This window comes from Dietzia sp. 2505, assembly GCF_040546785.1.
Taxonomy (GTDB): Bacteria; Actinomycetota; Actinomycetes; order Mycobacteriales; family Mycobacteriaceae; genus Dietzia.
The window spans coordinates 158,106-173,365 of record NZ_JBEPON010000004.1 but is presented as its reverse complement, the minus strand read 5'-3'; the positions used below and the strand labels follow the sequence as shown (position 1 = coordinate 173,365).

The following is a 15,260-nucleotide window of genomic DNA, read 5'->3' as shown; positions in this document are numbered from 1 at the left end:
CCCTAGCGCCGGTTCCGCTAGAGGTGCTCGGTCACGTCCGCACCCTCGCGCAACTCCTCGGAGAGCGTCTGCATGGCCTGCGCCTGCTGCTCGGCCACCAGTTGCTCCTCGACCTCCCCGCGGACCTGCTCGAGCGGGGGCAGTCCGCCGCCCGCCTGGCCTCCGGACATCGCCTGCTGCTGCACCAACTGCTCGTAGGCGGCCTCGATCTCCTGGTCGGTCGCGGAGAACTCGCCGTATTCGTCGACGATCAGCTTGTCCACGAGGAGCTGCTTCTCGATCTGCTCCATCACGGCGTCGCGGTCCAGACCCTGTTCGCCCATCGCCGCGATGAACTCGTCCTCGCTGGCCTGGTTGGCCTCGGCGAACCCTGCGAGCGCGGTGTCGATCTCGGCGTCCGAGACCTCGAGTCCGCGCTCCACGGCCTCCTGCCGCAGCAGCTCGCTCCCGACCAATCCTTCGAGGGTCTGCGACCTCAGCTGGTTCTCGTCCACGGGCTGCCCGGTCATCTGCGCCTGCATGGTCATCTGCTGGTACTGACCCTGGAAGACGGTGACGAACTCGTCCTTGGTGATCTCGGTGCCGTTGACCTCGGCCACCGGATCCGGGATGTCGTCGATGTTCGGACCCGAGCCGTCCTGGTCGCCGTCGGTCTGGGTATCGGCCTGCTCGGTCGCCGCGGTCGGCTCGCCCTCCGCGGCGCCGTCGCCGTCGCCCGGGGCACTGCAGCCCGCTGCGATGAGCACGGACGCCGCCGCGACCGCGACCAGCCGCCATGTGTTCTTCAGCACTCGATCTCCTGACGTTGATGGGTGCATCAGTCCGCCGAGGCTACACACCGGAGTTAGGCGGGAGCTGTGCACGCACGGCCTGTGGACGCGGGACCTGGGCGGGCGCGATCTGGGCACGCGGGACCTCGGCACGCGGGACCCGGACCCGCGCACGGGGGCGTCCGCCGCCCGGCGACCGGCGGCCTCCCGTCGGCCCACGGATACCATCGCCCGGGTGACCGACCAGCCAGTGACTCCCGCGGCCGAGCCGCCCGTGAGTACGGCGCGGGTGCTCACCACCCTGATGGTTCCGCTGTTCATGGCGCTGCTCGCACTGTCGGTGATTAACGTGGCGCTGCCCGTGATCGGCCCGGCCCTCGGCTCCGACTCCCGCGGCCTGCAGTGGGTGGTCTCCGGGTACGCGCTGTCGTTCGGCCTGCTGCTGGTGCCCTCGGGACGACTCGGCGACGCGACCGGCCGCAAGCGGCTCTTCCTCGCCGGGGTCGCCGTCTTCACCGCCGGGGCCGTGATCGCCGGCTTCGCGCAGAGCATCGAGATGCTCAACGCCGCGCGGGTGGTCCAGGGCATCGGGTCGGGGATGCTCAACCCGCAGACATTCGGACTCATCCAGAAGTACTTCCGCGGGTCGGCCCGCGCCCGCGCGTTCGCCACCATGGCCACCACGGTCTCGGTGGCCACCGCCTCGGGTCCACTGGTCGGCGGCCTGCTCATCGAAGCCCTCGGTGACGACCTGGGGTGGCGCGCGATGTTCCTGGTCAATGTGCCTCTCGGTGTGCTCGCCCTGGTGCTGGGCCAGCGGTGGCTGCCCGACGACCGCGCGCTTCCCAGGACCGACCACGACGGCCGCGACGTCGGCGGATCCAGGGCGCGCGCCGGCGCGTTGGCCTATCTGGAGAACGACGACGACGAGGACGCCGCCTCCCGGGCCGCGGCCGCGACCAACGCCTCCGCGCCGGTGACACCGCCGCAGAAGGCAGCACGCCGCCGCCTCGACCTGGACCCGGTTGGCATCGTGCTGCTCGGGGCGGCCGTGCTCTCGGTGATGCTGCCCTTCCTCAACCGCGGGGCCCACCCCGCGCTGTGGGCCCTGGTGCCGCTGGGGGTGGCCCTGCTCGGGGCGTTTGCCTGGTGGGAGCGCCGCTACGAGCGGGTCGGTCGACCGCCCCTGGTCAACCCCGAGATCTTCCGCGACCCGGCGTTCCGCAACGGCATGATCATCGTCTCGATCTACTTCATGGGTGGGACCAGCCTGTGGATCGTGATGCCCATGTACCTGCAGTTCCACCTGGGGTACGCGCCGATCGACTCCGCGCTGGTCAGCCTGCCCGCCTCGATCTGCGCCGCGGTGTCCGCGCAGGTCGCGGGACGGTTCGTGCTGAAGCTCGGGCGCCGGCTGGTGATCGTGGGGTTCTGTCTCACCCTCACCGCGCTGGGCACGTTCATCCTGCTCGCGGGGCTGGTCGAATCCGGGGCGGTGGGCTACCTGGTCTTCATGGCCCCCGCCGCGCTGATGGGCACCGCCCAGGGCATGACCATCTCGCCCAATCAGACGTTGACGCTGCGGGCGGTCGACCCCGCGTACGGAGGGGTGGCCGGCAGCATCATCTCGCTGGGCCAGCGCATGGGCACCGCGATCGGCACGGCCGTCGTGCCCGGCGTGCTGTTCTGGATCGTCGAGTCCCAGGACGACTGGCTGCTCGCGTTCCGGGCGGCCCTGGGATTGATCGCCGCGCTGGCCGGGGGAGCGCTGGCGTTCAGCGTGGTCGACCGCCGCCGCGAGAAGCGCTGCGCCTGAGCCGGGCAGCCCCTCCACGCGGGCTCCGGTACTCACCCTTCCCCCGGTTAGCGGACTTCTGTGGCGAAGGAGGGCCCGCGGACGCGAAACCTGTCCGCCAGCTGACCGGGGGGTTCCGCTAACTGGCTGGAGGGGTCCGCCAAGTGAGGGAGGGGGTCGGGGTCGGAGGCAGGGGCGGCCGCTCAGAGGGTGGCCGCGAGCTCCACGCCCTGCTTGATCGCGCGCTTGGCATCCAGCTCGGCGGCCACGTCGGCGCCGCCGATCACGTGAACCCGGGCCCCCGCGCCGGCTCCGGAACCGACCAGCTCGTCGGCGAGGTCGCGCACCGACTCCTGGCCCGCGCACACCACGACCGAGTCCACGCGCACCACCCGGCGGAGGCCGTCGGCGTCGAGGATGTGCAGCCCGTCGTCGTCGATCTTCTCGTAGGTCACCCCGGTGTACTGCTGGACTTCGCCCGTCTTGAGCTCGGCGCGGTGGACCCAGCCGGTCGTCTTGCCCAGGCCCTTGCCGATCGAGGTGGCCTTGCGCTGGAGCAGGTGCACTTCGTGCGCGGGGTCGTCCAGCACAGCGGTGCCCAGGCCCGCGCGGTCGACGGCCGGGTCCGTCACCCCCCAGTGCCGCTTCCACGCCTCTACGTCGGTGGAGTGGCCGTGGGCGCACCGGCCGTCGAGATCCAGTCCCGGCCCGCCGGCGAGCAGGAACCCGGAGACGTCGACGCCGATCCCGCCGGCACCGATCACCGCCACGCGACGGCCGGGTCTGCGCGCACCGGTGAGCAGCTCGGGGTAGGTCATGACCATGGGATGGTCGGCGCCCGGCAGTTCCAGCGCCCGCGGGCGGACGCCGGTCGCCACCACGACGTGGTCGAACCCGGCCAGATCCGAGGCGGCGGCGCGCCGCCCCAGGTGAACGGGAACCCCGAGCACGTCGAGGCGGCGGCTGAAGTAGGCCAGGGACGCGGCGAACTCCTCCTTGCCCGGCACGCGCATGGCGTAGCGGAACTGCCCGCCGATCTCGTCTTCGGTCTCGAACACCTCCACGGCCAACCCGCGCGATGCGGCCGCCTCCGCGCAGGCCAGGCCGGCCGGGCCCGCACCGACCACCGCCACCCGCCGGCGCGTGGGCGCCACGGTGAGCAGCAGCTCCGTCTCCCGGCCGGCGCGGGGATTGACCAGGCAGGACGCCCGCTTGTTGGCGAAGGTGTGGTCGAGGCACGCCTGGTTGCAGGCGATGCAGATGTTGATCTCGTCGGCCCGCCCCTCGGCGACCTTGGCGGCGAAAGCCGGGTCCGCCAGCAGCGGCCTCGCCATCGACACCAGGTCGGCCTGCCCGCTCGCGAGGATCCGCTCGGCCACGTCCGGGGTGTTGATGCGGTTGGAGGCGATCACCGGTACGCCCACTCCTCGCTTGAGCCGGGCCGCCAGGTCGACGAACGCCGCCCGCGGCACCGAGGTGACGATGGTGGGGATACGGGCCTCGTGCCAGCCGATTCCGGTGTTGAACACGTCGACGCCCGCGGCCTCGAGGCGGTGCGCGAGCTCGGCGGTCTCGTCCCAGGTCTGCCCGTCCGGCACCAGGTCGAGCACGCTGATGCGGTACTGGATCAGGAAGTCGGGGCCCACCTCGGCGCGGACCCGGCGGACGATCTCCTCGGGGAACCGCATGCGCTTGCTCGCGGTGCCGCCCCACGCGTCGGTGCGCTGGTTGGTCCGGGCCGCGAGGAACTGGTTGATCAGGTATCCCTCGGAGCCCATGATCTCGACGCCGTCGTACCCGGCCCGGCGCGCCAGGCGCGCTGCCCGCACCCAGTGGTCGATGGTGCGCTCGACACCCCGGGAGCTGAGGGCCCGCGCCTTGAACATGCTGATGGGCGACTTGGTGGACGAGGCCGAGCGGACGAACGGCTGATAACCGTACCGGCCGGCGTGCAGCAGCTGGAGCAGGATGTGCGAGCCCTCGGCATGGACTGCGTCGGTGAGGCCGCGGTGTTTGTCCGCCATCCGCCGGCTGGCCATCATCGACCCGGCAGGGAGCAGCCAGCCCTCGACGTCGGGCGAGAACCCGCCGGTGACCATCATGGCGGTGCCGCCGCGCGCCCGCTCCGCGAAGTAGGCCGTGAGCTCGGGCAGGTGCTTGCTGCGGTCCTCGAGCCCGGTGTGCATCGACCCCATGACCACGCGGTTGCGCAGGGTGAGGGGCCCGACGACAAGAGGGCTGGTCAAGTGCGGGTGGCTGGAGCTCATGGTGCCCATTGTGCCCTGACCGGACACGACCTTACCCGCGGGTAAGGTCGTGTCGGGCGGGACCGCGGTCAGTAGCGGAGGATCGCGCCCACCGCGTTGCCGTGCGGGAGGGCCTCGAGCACCACGAGCCGTCCGGACGTGGCGCAGGTGTGACCCACGGCGTCGTCGAGGTCGCCCGGCTGATCCTCCGGGCGACAGGCGGCCCCGGTGAGGATCAGCGTCTCCACCCGGCCCTCGAAGGCCGCGGTGACGATATCCCTGGGATCACTCACCCCGAGCCCGGTCCCGAGGGCCTCCCCGAACCGCTCGGTCGCGGCGGCCGCGTCGGCACTGAGGACGGGCTGGACGATCGGCCACGCCTTCTCCTGCAGCTCCGCGCCGCCGACGTGGTCCGGGTTCCCGGCCACCACCTCGTCGAGGAGGTGGGCGTAGGACAGCTCGTCCCTGAGCATCGGGTGATGCTCGGCCACCGCCGCCAGCACGAGCGGTCGACGGTCGGGCCCCGCGAGCAGCTCGTCGATACCCGCCGCCACCTGACGGAAGAACTTCTGCAGCATCACGCGGTCCACCTCGCCGCCGGCCCCGTGCCCGTGGAAGGCGGCGGTGCCCCCGGCCGCGGCCTGGTGCTGCAGCTGGGGCTCGCGCTCGGTGCGACCCTCGGCGTCCTCCATGGACGCCGGAGCGGTGCCGATGTCCCGCTCGTGGACCGAACCCCGGGTGGCCTCGAACAGACGCACCGAGTTCTGGCTCAGGGCCAGGATGAGGAACTCGCCGTCGCCGACCGCGGACGGGACCAGGGGGCGGATGGCGAGCGAGTCGGACACGTGGACCAGTTCCGGCATCTCCGTGCCCAGCCGGAAGGTCCGTGCGATCCCGGGTGCGGCGTAGAGCGCCAGTCCGTGGGCGGTGTGCTGCCAGAAGGGGTCCTCGTTCCCCAGCTCGCGCAGCGGCGCGAGCAGCTCGGCGGCCTCCTCGGCCGGCGTGCCCCGGGTGACCAGCTCGGCCTGCGCGCGGTCGAGCAGCGAGCGCAACCTCAGCGGGCCCTGCCGCGTCTCCGGTCCGCCGCGGTGCGTTGGCATGAACACCGACACCGCCGGTCCGGAGGCGGTGCCCAGCGACTCCAGGTCGGCGGCGGTGATCGGATCGATGTTCCGGGTTCGTTGGATCGACGTCATGACTCCGACCGTAACGCCGATCACAGCCCGACGCGGGCTCTCGAGCCGATCGTTGCACGCCGGAGATGTGTACGGGCAGGCCTACGCAAGCCACTACAGGCGGTGTAACAGATGTGACTTCTGTGACGAAAGATGCGTGAGTGAACTCGCAGCATTACTATGTGAGTCAACGATCCCCGCCGGGTCCGGCTCCGGCCGCCACCCCAGGAAAGGACACCCACGTGCGTCATCCCATCCGTTCCGCCGTCGCAGCCGGGGCCTCCGCCCTCCTGCTCGTCACGGGCGCCGGCACGGCCTCCGCCCAGGGGTCGCTCGAACTCGCCCTGCCGTTTCCGCTGGACATCCCCGGCCTCGCCTCGCTCATGTCGGGCGCGCCCGCACCGGGCGCCACCACGGCCACCACCGTCGCCGAGCAGGACGCCCCTCTCGTGGTGGTTCCGCCCGAGGTGGCCCGGAAGGCGTTCGAGGGCAGCGTGGTGGCCGGGGTCAACGAGGCCCGGACCGCAGTGGGCGCCGAGCGCCTGGTCACCGACGCGATCCTGTCCGTCGAGGCCGCGGTCCGCGCGGATCAACTGGCGGCGGGCGACCCCACGACCGGCGATCTCCCGGTCCCTGACAGCGGCGAGGCCCGGGACCGCACGGTCCTGACCCTGCCCCCGGAGGCCACGCCGCAGAACGTGCTCACCGCGATGCTCACCGACACCGGAATGCGCGAGCGGATGCTCGACGGCGCGTTCACGAAGGTGGGAGTGGGAACGGCCGCGGACGAGGACGGAGTGATCCACGTCGTACTCGACTTCGAGCGGGGGTAGCACCACCAGGGGTTCTTCCGGTTAACAGTGTGAAAATTCGGCTAGATTTCTTTTCCCCCTAGCCCGCCGGGGATTTGCTCTCTACCGTGGCCTCTGCACGCCCTCCCCCTCGGGGTGTGCAGAACTGGAGATCCCTCGTGCGTCGCACTTCCCCTCGTTTCGTCAAGCCCCTCGCCGTCTGCGCTGCCGCCACCATGGCGGTCGCCGGACTCGGCGTGCCCGCGGCCTCTGCGCAGCAGTTCCTCATGCCGGGCTCGTCGTTCGGCGTCGCCGTCGGCGGCGGCGGCACCGTCCCGGCGCTCGACCCCACGAGCGACGAGTACCGCCAGCAACTCCACGACGCCACCAACGCGGCGCGCGTGGCCAACGGCCGGGCTCCGCTCCCGTCCAACGACGCGCTCGTTCAGCTGGCCACCGCCTGGAGCCAGGTGCAGGCCGCCGAGAACCGGATGTACCACAACCCCGACCTGCGCGACCAGGTGCCGAGCGGTACCACGCGCTGGTCGGAGAACGTGCTGCAGAACTGGCGCAACGCCACGCCTCAGCAGCTGGTCAACCAGTGGATGGCGTCCACCGGCCACAGGCTCAACCTGCTGCGCAGTGACCACACCTCGATGGGCATGGGCGTCGCCGTGGCCGGCGACAACAGGCTCTACGCCACCCAGGTGTTCACCCGGAGCTGAGTCGGGTCCGGCCGGTCCCGGTCGGAAGCGCTCACCGAACACCACTCATCGAGAACACCACTCATCGATAAGGACGTTCCGCACACGTTTCGCGAGAAGCGAGTGTGCGGAACGTCCTTATCGTTGTGCGGGCCCGGCGGGCGCCCGGCGGCACGGTCGGCGCTCGCGGGCCATGGCCGAGGCGCCGCGTCAGCCGACCATTCCCGCAAGCATCGCCTCGAGCCCCTCGTGGAATCGGGAGTCGTAGTCGACGCGCGGCATCGCGGGGTCCACGGCGGCGAGGTTGTGGTGGGTCTGCTCCTCGATCGTCACGCCCAGGACGTAGGCGGTGAGCGCCGTGGTCAGGCCCGCCGCCCGATCACCGCCCCCGTGCCTCGAACACGTCCGTGCGACCGCCTCGGCCACCGGGTTCACGGCACCGGCGGCCAGCCCCAGTGCCACGATCTCGGCCCCGTCGGGCACCCCCGCGACTGCGATCCGCATCGCCCGCGTCACCCCGCGCAGTTCGTCGGCGGCCGATGCGCCGGCCTCCACCGGGGCCACGTCCGCCAGGACCCTCTCGGCGACCGCGGTGAGCAACGCCTGTTTGGACGGGAAATGCCAGTACAGGGCACTCGGCTGGACGTTCAGCCGTGTCGCCAGCGTGCGCATCGACATGCCGGGCAACCCCGCTTCGTGCAGGAGTCCGAGCGCGGTGTCGACGACGGCCGACTTGTTGAGAGCCACGACCGGTAACCCTATCGCCCCCGTCGCAGCTCCGACGCGCCTGGAACCTGAACGCTGTACAAGTCGGCGGATTCCCGCTACCTTAACGGCGTTCAATGAACGGCGTTCAGGAGGAACCATGGCCATCACGACCACCCGTTGGCACGAGCTCGCGGACCGCATTCAGGGCGGCGGGGCGATCGACGCGACCGAGGCGCTCGCCGTGCTCGACTCGTCTGACGCCGAGCTCATGGAGGTGGTCGCGGCCGCGTCCCGGCTGCGGTTCGAGCACTTCGGCAACAAGGTCAAGGTCAACTACCTGGTCAACCTCAAGAGTGGCCTGTGCCCGGAGGACTGCTTCTACTGCTCGCAGCGCCTGGGCTCCACCGCCGGCATCCTGCGCTACACCTGGCTGAACACCGAGGAGGCCGTCACCGCGGCCAAGGCGGGCATCGCGGCCGGCGCCTCGCGCGTGTGCCTGGTCGCCAGCGGCACGGGCCCGAGCAACCGCGAGGTCGGCAAGGTCTCCGACATCATCGAGGCCATCAAGTCCGACACCCCGGGCGTCGAGGTGTGCGCGTGCCTGGGTGCACTGAAGGACGGGCAGGCCGAGAAGCTCTGCTCGAGCGGCGCCGACGCCTACAACCACAACCTCAACACGGCGGAGAGCCACTACGAGGAGATCTGCTCGACCCACACCTACGCGGACCGCGAGCACACCGTGAGCCAGGCGCACGGCGCGGGCTTGTCGGCGTGCTCGGGCTTCATCGCCGGCATGGGCGAGACCCGCGAGCAGCTGGTCGAGCTGGCCTTCGACCTGCGCGCCAAGGGCGTTGACTCGATCCCGGTGAACTTCCTGCTGCCCTTCGACGGCACCCCGCTCGAGGGCGTGGACACGCTCAACCCGCGCGACTGCCTGCGGATCCTCGCGATGGTCCGGTTCGTCGCCCCCGACACCGAGATCCGGATGGCCGCCGGCCGCGAACGGCACCTCGGATACCTCCAGGGCATGGGCCTCTACGTGGCCAACTCACTGTTCCTCGGCGACTACCTCACCAGCGAGGGCCAGCCCGGCGGCGAGGACCTGCAGATGATCGCCGACGCCGGGCTGGAGATCCTGCGGATGGAGGACGCCGACGGGGCCGACGGGGCCGACGGGGCAGGCGAGATCGCCGAGGCCGCCGCGCTCGTGACAGCTCCCGCCGCGCCGGTCGCGCAGGAGAAGAAGGTGGCGATCCGCACCCGCGGCGCCGGCACCGGCGAGCCCGCGAACGCCTGACATGTCCGCCCCGCTTCACCTCACCACCTCCGCTGCCGAGCGCCCGAACCCTGCCGTCGAGCGACTGGGCCGCGCGGCGCACGAGGCCGCCACCGCCGCGCTCCTGGCCGCCGACGCCGAGCACGTCTGGCACCCGTACGGCGGGTTCCCGGCGTCCACGCAGCCGCTGCCGGTGGCGTCGGCGTCAGGGGTGCGGCTGCGGTTGGCGGACGGCTCCGAGCTGATCGACGGCATGAGCTCGTGGTGGGCGGCCATCCACGGCTACCGCCACCCACACCTGGACGCCGCCGCACACCGGCAGGTCGACACGATGAGCCACGTGATGTTCGGTGGCCTCACCCACGCGCCGGCGGTGGAGCTGTCGACGCGGCTGGCGCGGATGGCGCCGGGAGAGCTGAACAAGGTGTTCCTGGCGGACTCGGGATCGGTGTCGGTGGAGGTGGCCGCCAAGATGGCCCTCCAGTACCAGCGCTCGAGGGGCCGCCCCGAGCGCACCCGCCTGGCCACCTGGCGCGGCGGCTACCACGGCGACACGCTCGCCCCCATGAGCGTGTGTGATCCGGACGGCGGCATGCACTCCATGTGGCGCGGCGTGGTGGCCGACCAGGTGTTCGCACCCGCGCCGCCGGTCCACTACGACCCGGCCTACGCCGCCGAGGTCGAGCGGGTGATCCGCGGCCACTCGGGCGAGCTGGCGGGGATCATCGTGGAACCGGTGGTCCAGGGCGCGGGCGGTATGCGCTTCCACCACCCCGACTACCTGCACGACCTGCGGCGCCTGGCCGACGAGACCGGCGCGCTGCTGATCTTCGACGAGATCGCCACAGGCTTCGGCCGCACCGGCGCGCTGTTCGCCGCCGACCACGCCGGGGTCGCGCCCGACATCATGTGCCTGGGCAAGGCGCTGACCGGCGGATACCTGACCCTGGCCGCGACGCTGACCACCGACCGGGTGGCCGAGGTGATCAGCGCCGGCGAGGCGGGCGGCCTGGCGCACGGGCCGACGTTCATGGGCAACCCCCTGGCCTGCGCGGTGGCGTGCGCGTCGCTGGACCTGGTGGAGTCCGGTCAGTGGCGCGAGCGGGTGCCGCGAATCGAGGCGCGCCTGCGCCGTGGCCTGGCGCCCGCGCTCGACGTGCCCGGCGTGGTGGACGTACGGGTGCTGGGGGCGATCGGTGTGGTGCAGTTGGACAGGCCGGTGGAGATGACGACGACGACAACGGCGATCACCTCTCACGGCGTGTGGCTACGCCCCTTCCGGGATCTCATCTACACGATGCCCCCGCTGGTCTCTACAGATGACGAGATCGATCAGATCTGTGCGGCCGCGGTGGCGGGGGCCGCAGCAGCGGGGGCGAGCCGATGAGCGAGCAGCTGCGCTCCCCCGCCCTGGATTGGCTCGACGGCGCCGCCGAGGACCGGGCGGCCCGGCATGTGCACCGCGTCCTGCGGCCCAGGCCCGCCGACGACCGCGTGATCGACCTGGCCTCCAACGACTACCTGGGCCTGGGTCGGCACCCCGAGGTGATCGAGGGCGCGGTCGAGGCGACCCGCCGCTGGGGTGCGGGATCGACCGGGTCGCGGCTGGTCACGGGCACGACGAGCGACCACTCCGCGCTGGAGTCCGAGCTCGCCGAGTTCGCCGGCAGGCCGGCCGCGCTGGTGTTCTCCTCCGGGTACACCGCCAACCTCGGGGCGGTGGTCGCGCTCTCCGGGCGGGGATCGCTCATCGTCTCCGATGGGGGTTCACACGCCTCCCTGGTGGATGCGTGCCGGTTGTCGCGGGCGCGCGTTGTCGTCGTCGACAGGGGTGACGTCGAGGCGGTCGCCCGGGCCCTGGCCGGGCGCACCGAGGAGCGCGCGCTGGTCGTCACCGACTCGGTGTACAGCGCCGACGGCCACCTCGCGCCGCTGCTCGCCCTCCACGGGGCGTCCCGGGCGCACGGCGCGGTGCTGCTGGTGGACGAGGCCCACGGGCTGGGCGTGCGCGGGACCGGCGGGCGGGGGCTCGTCGACGAGGTGGGGCTGGCTCGGTTCGAGGACGTGGTGGTCACGGCGACGCTGTCCAAGGCGCTCGGCTCGCAGGGCGGGGTGGTCCTGGCCTCGGAGCGGGTACGCGAGCACCTGGTGGACACCGCCCGCACGTTCATCTTCGACACCGGCCTGGCGCCGTCGAGCGTGGGCGCGGCGCGGTCGGCACTGGCAGTGCTGCGGCGAGAGCCCGAACGGGCCCTCCGTGTACTGGAGGTGGCCGAGCACCTCGCCACGGTGACCGGCGCGGACCGGCCGCGGTCGGCGGTGGTGTCGGTGATCCTCGGGGATCCGTCCCGCGCCGCGTCCGCAGCCGCCCGGTGCGCTGAGCTGGGCCTGCGCGTGGGCTGCTTCCGCCCGCCGTCGGTTCCCGAGGGCACAGCGCGACTCAGACTGACCGCCCGCGCGGACATCTCAGGGGCCGACCTCGACCGTGCGTGTGAGGTGCTCGCCCGGGTGCTCGATGAGCACGGCTACCGCCTTCCCGACTCCTCGGCCTCCCCAGCATCGGCCCAGGCCTCGCGCTCCCCCTCCTCGATCGGGGGTTCAAACTCCCCCACCACAGTCGCCTCCACCGGGGCTCGCGCATGACTGCCGCGCCCACGCCTGTCGTCATCACCGGGACAGGCACCGATGTCGGCAAGACCATCGCCACCGCCGCGCTGGCCGCGCTCGCCCGCTCGGCGGGCCTGGACGTGGGCATCTGCAAGCCGGTCCAGACAGGCCTTGCCCCCGGCGAACCGGGTGACGCGGACGAGGCCGCACGACTGTCGGGGACCCGACGCGTCCTGGAGGTGCGGCGACTGCCGGATCCGCTGGCCCCCGAGACCGCCGCGCGAGTGGCCGGGGTGCCGCAGGCGACGCTCGACGACCTCCTCGGGCCGATCCGTTGCTGGCTCGGCGGCGCCGACGCGGGTTCCTCCGAAGCCTCCGCATCTGCTGAGGAGCCCGCCACCCCGACCGGTCGGCTGGACCTGATCGAGGGCGCCGGTGGCGTGCTCGTGCGCCTGGGCACCGACCTCACGGTGCTCGACCTCGCCCGGTCACTCGCCGCCCCGGTGGTCGTGGTGGCCCGCGCGGGACTGGGCACACTGTCCGACACCGAGCTCACGGTCCGAGCGATCGAAGCCGCCGAACTCCGGTGTGCCGGGATCGTGATCGGCTCGTGGCCGTACGACCCGGACCTTGCCGAGCGCCTCAATCTGGAGGACCTGCCCCGCCTGACCGGGGTCCCGGTGGTCGGCCGGGTTCCTGAGGGGGCCGGGGCGTTCTCGCCCGACGAATTCGCCCGTACCGCCCCGAGCTGGTTCAGCGATCACGTCGTGCCCGCCCTCCGAGGGGGGCACCGGACTCCATAGGCACGGTTTTCTCGAAAGCGAGTCTCGACGATGCGGGCGCTCAGGTGGCAGCAGCGTCGTGAGTCTCGCGGTTGGCCAGCACCTCGGCCATGTGCGTCTGCGCCCAGGCCCTGAGACCCCGAGTCATGTGATGAAGAGAGACTCCCAGCTCCGTCAGCTCGTAAGTGACGGTGACCGGCACGGTCGGGGTGACGGTGCGGGTGAGCAGGCCATCGCGCTCCAACGACCGCAGCGTCTGGGTCAGCATCTTCTGGCTGACCCCGACCAAGGCGCGGGCGAGTTCGGAATAGCGCATTGCTCGGGGCGTGCTCGTCACTGCCGTGTCAGAGGAGGCCTCGCCGCCCAGCGCGCAGAGGACCAGAACCACCCACTTGTCCGAAATTCGGTCCAACAGCTGACGGCTGGGACATACCGCGAGAAACGCGTTGTACTCGATCGTGGCCTGGTCCTTCTTCTGCGCCGCAGTCGTCGTCACGGAACCATCCCCTCTCCTTCGGGCGGGTTAGGCACTTTCAAGTGCCTACTTCCCCCGGGGAAGTTACCTCCCGAGAATGGTGCAAGGAGGTGGAACCGTCCACTCCCCACGGCAACGACGAAGGAAAGACCATGTCTACTCCCTCTGTGACTCTTCCCGGCGGCATCTGGAACCTGGGTGATCTGACGGTCACCCGGTTCGGCTACGGCGCGATGCAGCTCGCGGGCCCCGGGGTGACGGGCCCCCCGGCCGACCGCAGCGGCGCACTGGCGGTGCTGCGCGCCGCGGTCGACCTGGGGATCACTCACATCGACACCAGTGATGCCTACGGCCCGCGCTTCACCAACGAACTGATCCGTGAGGCGCTTCACCCGTATCCGGAGTCGCTCGTCATCGCCACGAAGGTGGGCGCGAACCGTGACGAGCGGGGTGGCTGGCCGACGGCCCGGCGACCTGAGGACCTGCGCACGCAGGTGGAGGACAACCTCCGGTCGCTCGGGGTCGAGGCTCTCGACCTGGTCAATCTGAGGATGGGAGACGCCCAGGGGCCGCAGCCGGGTTCGCTCGCCCAGGCCTTCGAGACCCTCGCCGAACTTCACCACGACGGACTCATCCGCCACCTCGGGGTCAGCAACGTCACCGCCGAGCAGGCCGCCGAGGCCCAGAGCATCGCCCCGATCGTGTGCGTACAGAACATGTACAACCTCGCCCACCGCCACGACGATCACCTCATCGACCGGCTCGATGCCGAGAACATCGCCTTCGTCCCGTACTTTCCCCTCGGAGGTTTCAGCCCCCTACAGTCCACCGAAATCACGGCGGTCGCCGACCACGTGGGGGCGGCCCCGATGTCGGTCGCACTGGCCTGGCTGCTCCAGCGCTCCCCCAACATCCTGCTCATTCCCGGCACATCCACGGCAGCGCACCTGCGGGAGAATGTCGCCGGCGCCGGCCTGACCCTCTCCCCCGAGGACTTGGCAGCACTGGACCAGATCGGCCTCTGACAGGCGTCGGCGCGGGGACTCACCCGGCGTAGGCGTTCACCTACCGTAGAAGTCCGAGATCCCCCGGGGCCGGTGGCCGGTGAGTTCCTTCACGGAGCCGCTGGCCACCGCCATCTCGCCGCGGGAGATCGCCAGGTAGGTCCCGACCCACCCGTCGAGTTCCCACTCCGGCGTCCCGGGGTAACCCTGCCGACGGGAGGCGTAGGCCTGGTCGATCGACTCGTCCTGGAACCGGTATGCCTTGCCCGTTGCCTCGGTCAACCGTGCTGCGGTCTCGTCCAGTGTCAGCAGCTCGTCGCCGGTCAGGTCGTAGGTCCGGCCGTCGTGTCCCTCGGATGTCAGGACCCCGGCCGCCGCCTCGGCGAGGTCCTCCCGGGCGATCCACGCGATCCGCCCGTCCCCGGCGGGTCCGCGGATGACTCCTTCTGCATCGGCCCAGCCGGCGACATGGTCCAGGTAGAAGCTCGGGCGCAGGAAGACGTAATCCATCCCCGTGGCCTTGATCATCTCCTCGGTCGCGTGGTGCGTCCGCGCGAAGGTGAAACTCGCCTCCGGGGAGGCGCCCAGGAACGAGGTGTACACGACCCTGCGCACACCGGCCGCCGCGAATGCCTCGACGGCGGACCGGTGCACCGACTCGCGGTCCGCGGCCTCGTTGCCGGACACGAAGAACACGGTCTCGATGCCGGGCACGGCATCGGCCAGAGCTTCGCGGTCCTCGTACGACGCTTCGGCGACGTCCGCGCCCGGCAACGATGGCGCTCGCTCCGCGCTCCGGACGATCAGGCGCTGCGGGACTCCGCGCTCGGCCAACCGCCGGGCGACGGAACCCCCGAGTGCTCCGGTGGCTCCCGTGACGGCGAGGGTCGGTTGAGCTGTCATGACCCGTCCAACCCCGCCCGGCCG

The 15,260-nt window shown here is 71.5% G+C and carries 14 protein-coding genes; 8 read left to right on the top strand and 6 right to left on the bottom strand.

Features of this window, described 5'->3' with window-relative positions; genetic code table 11:
- Positions 1-17: 17 nt before the first annotated feature.
- Positions 18-791 (bottom strand): SurA N-terminal domain-containing protein, encoded by a 774-nt coding sequence (locus ABIE38_RS09840; protein ID WP_354055809.1) that lies wholly within the window; start codon positions 789-791, stop codon positions 18-20.
- A 214-nt stretch (positions 792-1,005) separates the two neighbouring features.
- Between ABIE38_RS09840 and ABIE38_RS09835 the strand changes: the two genes are divergently transcribed.
- Positions 1,006-2,586, top strand: coding sequence for an MFS transporter (locus ABIE38_RS09835; RefSeq protein WP_354055807.1), 1,581 nt, complete (start codon positions 1,006-1,008; stop codon positions 2,584-2,586).
- A gap of 182 nt (positions 2,587-2,768) precedes the next feature.
- Here the strand turns inward: ABIE38_RS09835 and ABIE38_RS09830 are convergent, their stop codons facing one another.
- Both ABIE38_RS09830 and ABIE38_RS09825 read right to left on the bottom strand, forming a co-directional pair.
- Positions 2,769-4,832, bottom strand: coding sequence for an oxidoreductase (locus ABIE38_RS09830; RefSeq protein WP_354055806.1), 2,064 nt, complete (start codon positions 4,830-4,832; stop codon positions 2,769-2,771).
- 68 nt (positions 4,833-4,900) lie between these two features.
- Positions 4,901-6,007, bottom strand: a complete 1,107-nt coding sequence (locus ABIE38_RS09825) for a baeRF3 domain-containing protein (protein WP_354055804.1) — start codon at positions 6,005-6,007, stop codon at positions 4,901-4,903.
- 221 nt (positions 6,008-6,228) lie between these two features.
- On the opposite strand from ABIE38_RS09825, the gene ABIE38_RS09820 reads away from it, so the two are divergent.
- On the top strand, positions 6,229-6,819 hold the full coding sequence (locus ABIE38_RS09820; RefSeq protein ID WP_354055802.1) for a CAP domain-containing protein: 591 nt from the start codon (positions 6,229-6,231) through the stop codon (positions 6,817-6,819).
- Between the two features lie 137 nt (positions 6,820-6,956).
- Positions 6,957-7,502 (top strand): CAP domain-containing protein, encoded by a 546-nt coding sequence (locus ABIE38_RS09815; RefSeq protein ID WP_354055800.1) that lies wholly within the window; start codon positions 6,957-6,959, stop codon positions 7,500-7,502.
- Positions 7,503-7,691: 189 nt separating this feature from the next.
- Here the strand turns inward: ABIE38_RS09815 and ABIE38_RS09810 are convergent, their stop codons facing one another.
- The gene (locus ABIE38_RS09810; protein ID WP_354055799.1) at positions 7,692-8,228 is read right to left on the bottom strand and encodes a TetR family transcriptional regulator; all 537 of its coding nucleotides are present in this window, start codon (positions 8,226-8,228) and stop codon (positions 7,692-7,694) included.
- Positions 8,229-8,346: 118 nt separating this feature from the next.
- Here ABIE38_RS09810 and bioB point away from each other — a divergent pair, with 118 nt between their 5' ends.
- The 4 genes from bioB to bioD are packed head-to-tail and all read left to right on the top strand — an operon-like array spanning position 8,347 to position 12,875.
- Positions 8,347-9,486 (top strand): biotin synthase BioB, encoded by a 1,140-nt coding sequence (bioB, locus tag ABIE38_RS09805; RefSeq protein WP_354055798.1) that lies wholly within the window; start codon positions 8,347-8,349, stop codon positions 9,484-9,486.
- 1 nt (position 9,487) lies between these two features.
- The gene (locus ABIE38_RS09800) at positions 9,488-10,852 is read left to right on the top strand and encodes an adenosylmethionine--8-amino-7-oxononanoate transaminase (RefSeq protein WP_354055796.1); all 1,365 of its coding nucleotides are present in this window, start codon (positions 9,488-9,490) and stop codon (positions 10,850-10,852) included.
- Positions 10,849-12,108 carry an 8-amino-7-oxononanoate synthase gene (locus tag ABIE38_RS09795; protein ID WP_354055794.1) on the top strand — a complete coding sequence of 420 codons (1,260 nt, stop codon included), beginning with the start codon at positions 10,849-10,851 and terminating at the stop codon, positions 12,106-12,108. Before ABIE38_RS09800 ends, ABIE38_RS09795 begins: the two co-directional genes overlap by 4 nt.
- A complete protein-coding gene (bioD, locus tag ABIE38_RS09790) occupies positions 12,105-12,875 on the top strand; it encodes an ATP-dependent dethiobiotin synthetase BioD (RefSeq protein ID WP_354055792.1) in 771 nt (256 codons plus the stop codon). Before ABIE38_RS09795 ends, bioD begins: the two co-directional genes overlap by 4 nt.
- A gap of 40 nt (positions 12,876-12,915) precedes the next feature.
- Here bioD and ABIE38_RS09785 read toward each other — a convergent pair whose 3' ends face one another.
- Entirely contained in the window at positions 12,916-13,350 is a 435-nt protein-coding gene (locus ABIE38_RS09785) for a winged helix-turn-helix transcriptional regulator (protein ID WP_354055791.1), read from the bottom strand.
- 131 nt (positions 13,351-13,481) lie between these two features.
- Between ABIE38_RS09785 and ABIE38_RS09780 the strand changes: the two genes are divergently transcribed.
- On the top strand, positions 13,482-14,354 hold the full coding sequence (locus tag ABIE38_RS09780; protein ID WP_354055789.1) for an oxidoreductase: 873 nt from the start codon (positions 13,482-13,484) through the stop codon (positions 14,352-14,354).
- Between the two features lie 36 nt (positions 14,355-14,390).
- On the opposite strand, the gene ABIE38_RS09775 is transcribed toward ABIE38_RS09780, so the two are convergent.
- The gene (locus tag ABIE38_RS09775) at positions 14,391-15,236 is read right to left on the bottom strand and encodes an SDR family oxidoreductase (protein WP_354055788.1); all 846 of its coding nucleotides are present in this window, start codon (positions 15,234-15,236) and stop codon (positions 14,391-14,393) included.
- Positions 15,237-15,260: the final 24 nt, after the last annotated feature.

Bases quoted from the DNA above. Each gene is read 5' to 3' on its own strand.
- ABIE38_RS09780 (WP_354055789.1), top strand. From the start codon at position 13,482: ATGTCTACTCCCTCTGTGACTCTTCCCGGCGGCATCTGGAACCTGGGT.
- bioD (WP_354055792.1), top strand. From the start codon at position 12,105: ATGACTGCCGCGCCCACGCCTGTCGTCATCACCGGGACAGGCACCGAT.
- ABIE38_RS09775 (WP_354055788.1), bottom strand. From the start codon at position 15,236: ATGACAGCTCAACCGACCCTCGCCGTCACGGGAGCCACCGGAGCACTC.
- ABIE38_RS09800 (WP_354055796.1), top strand. From the start codon at position 9,488: ATGTCCGCCCCGCTTCACCTCACCACCTCCGCTGCCGAGCGCCCGAAC.
- ABIE38_RS09830 (WP_354055806.1), bottom strand. From the start codon at position 4,832: ATGAGCTCCAGCCACCCGCACTTGACCAGCCCTCTTGTCGTCGGGCCC.
- bioB (WP_354055798.1), top strand. From the start codon at position 8,347: ATGGCCATCACGACCACCCGTTGGCACGAGCTCGCGGACCGCATTCAG.
- ABIE38_RS09795 (WP_354055794.1), top strand. From the start codon at position 10,849: ATGAGCGAGCAGCTGCGCTCCCCCGCCCTGGATTGGCTCGACGGCGCC.
- ABIE38_RS09825 (WP_354055804.1), bottom strand. From the start codon at position 6,007: ATGACGTCGATCCAACGAACCCGGAACATCGATCCGATCACCGCCGCC.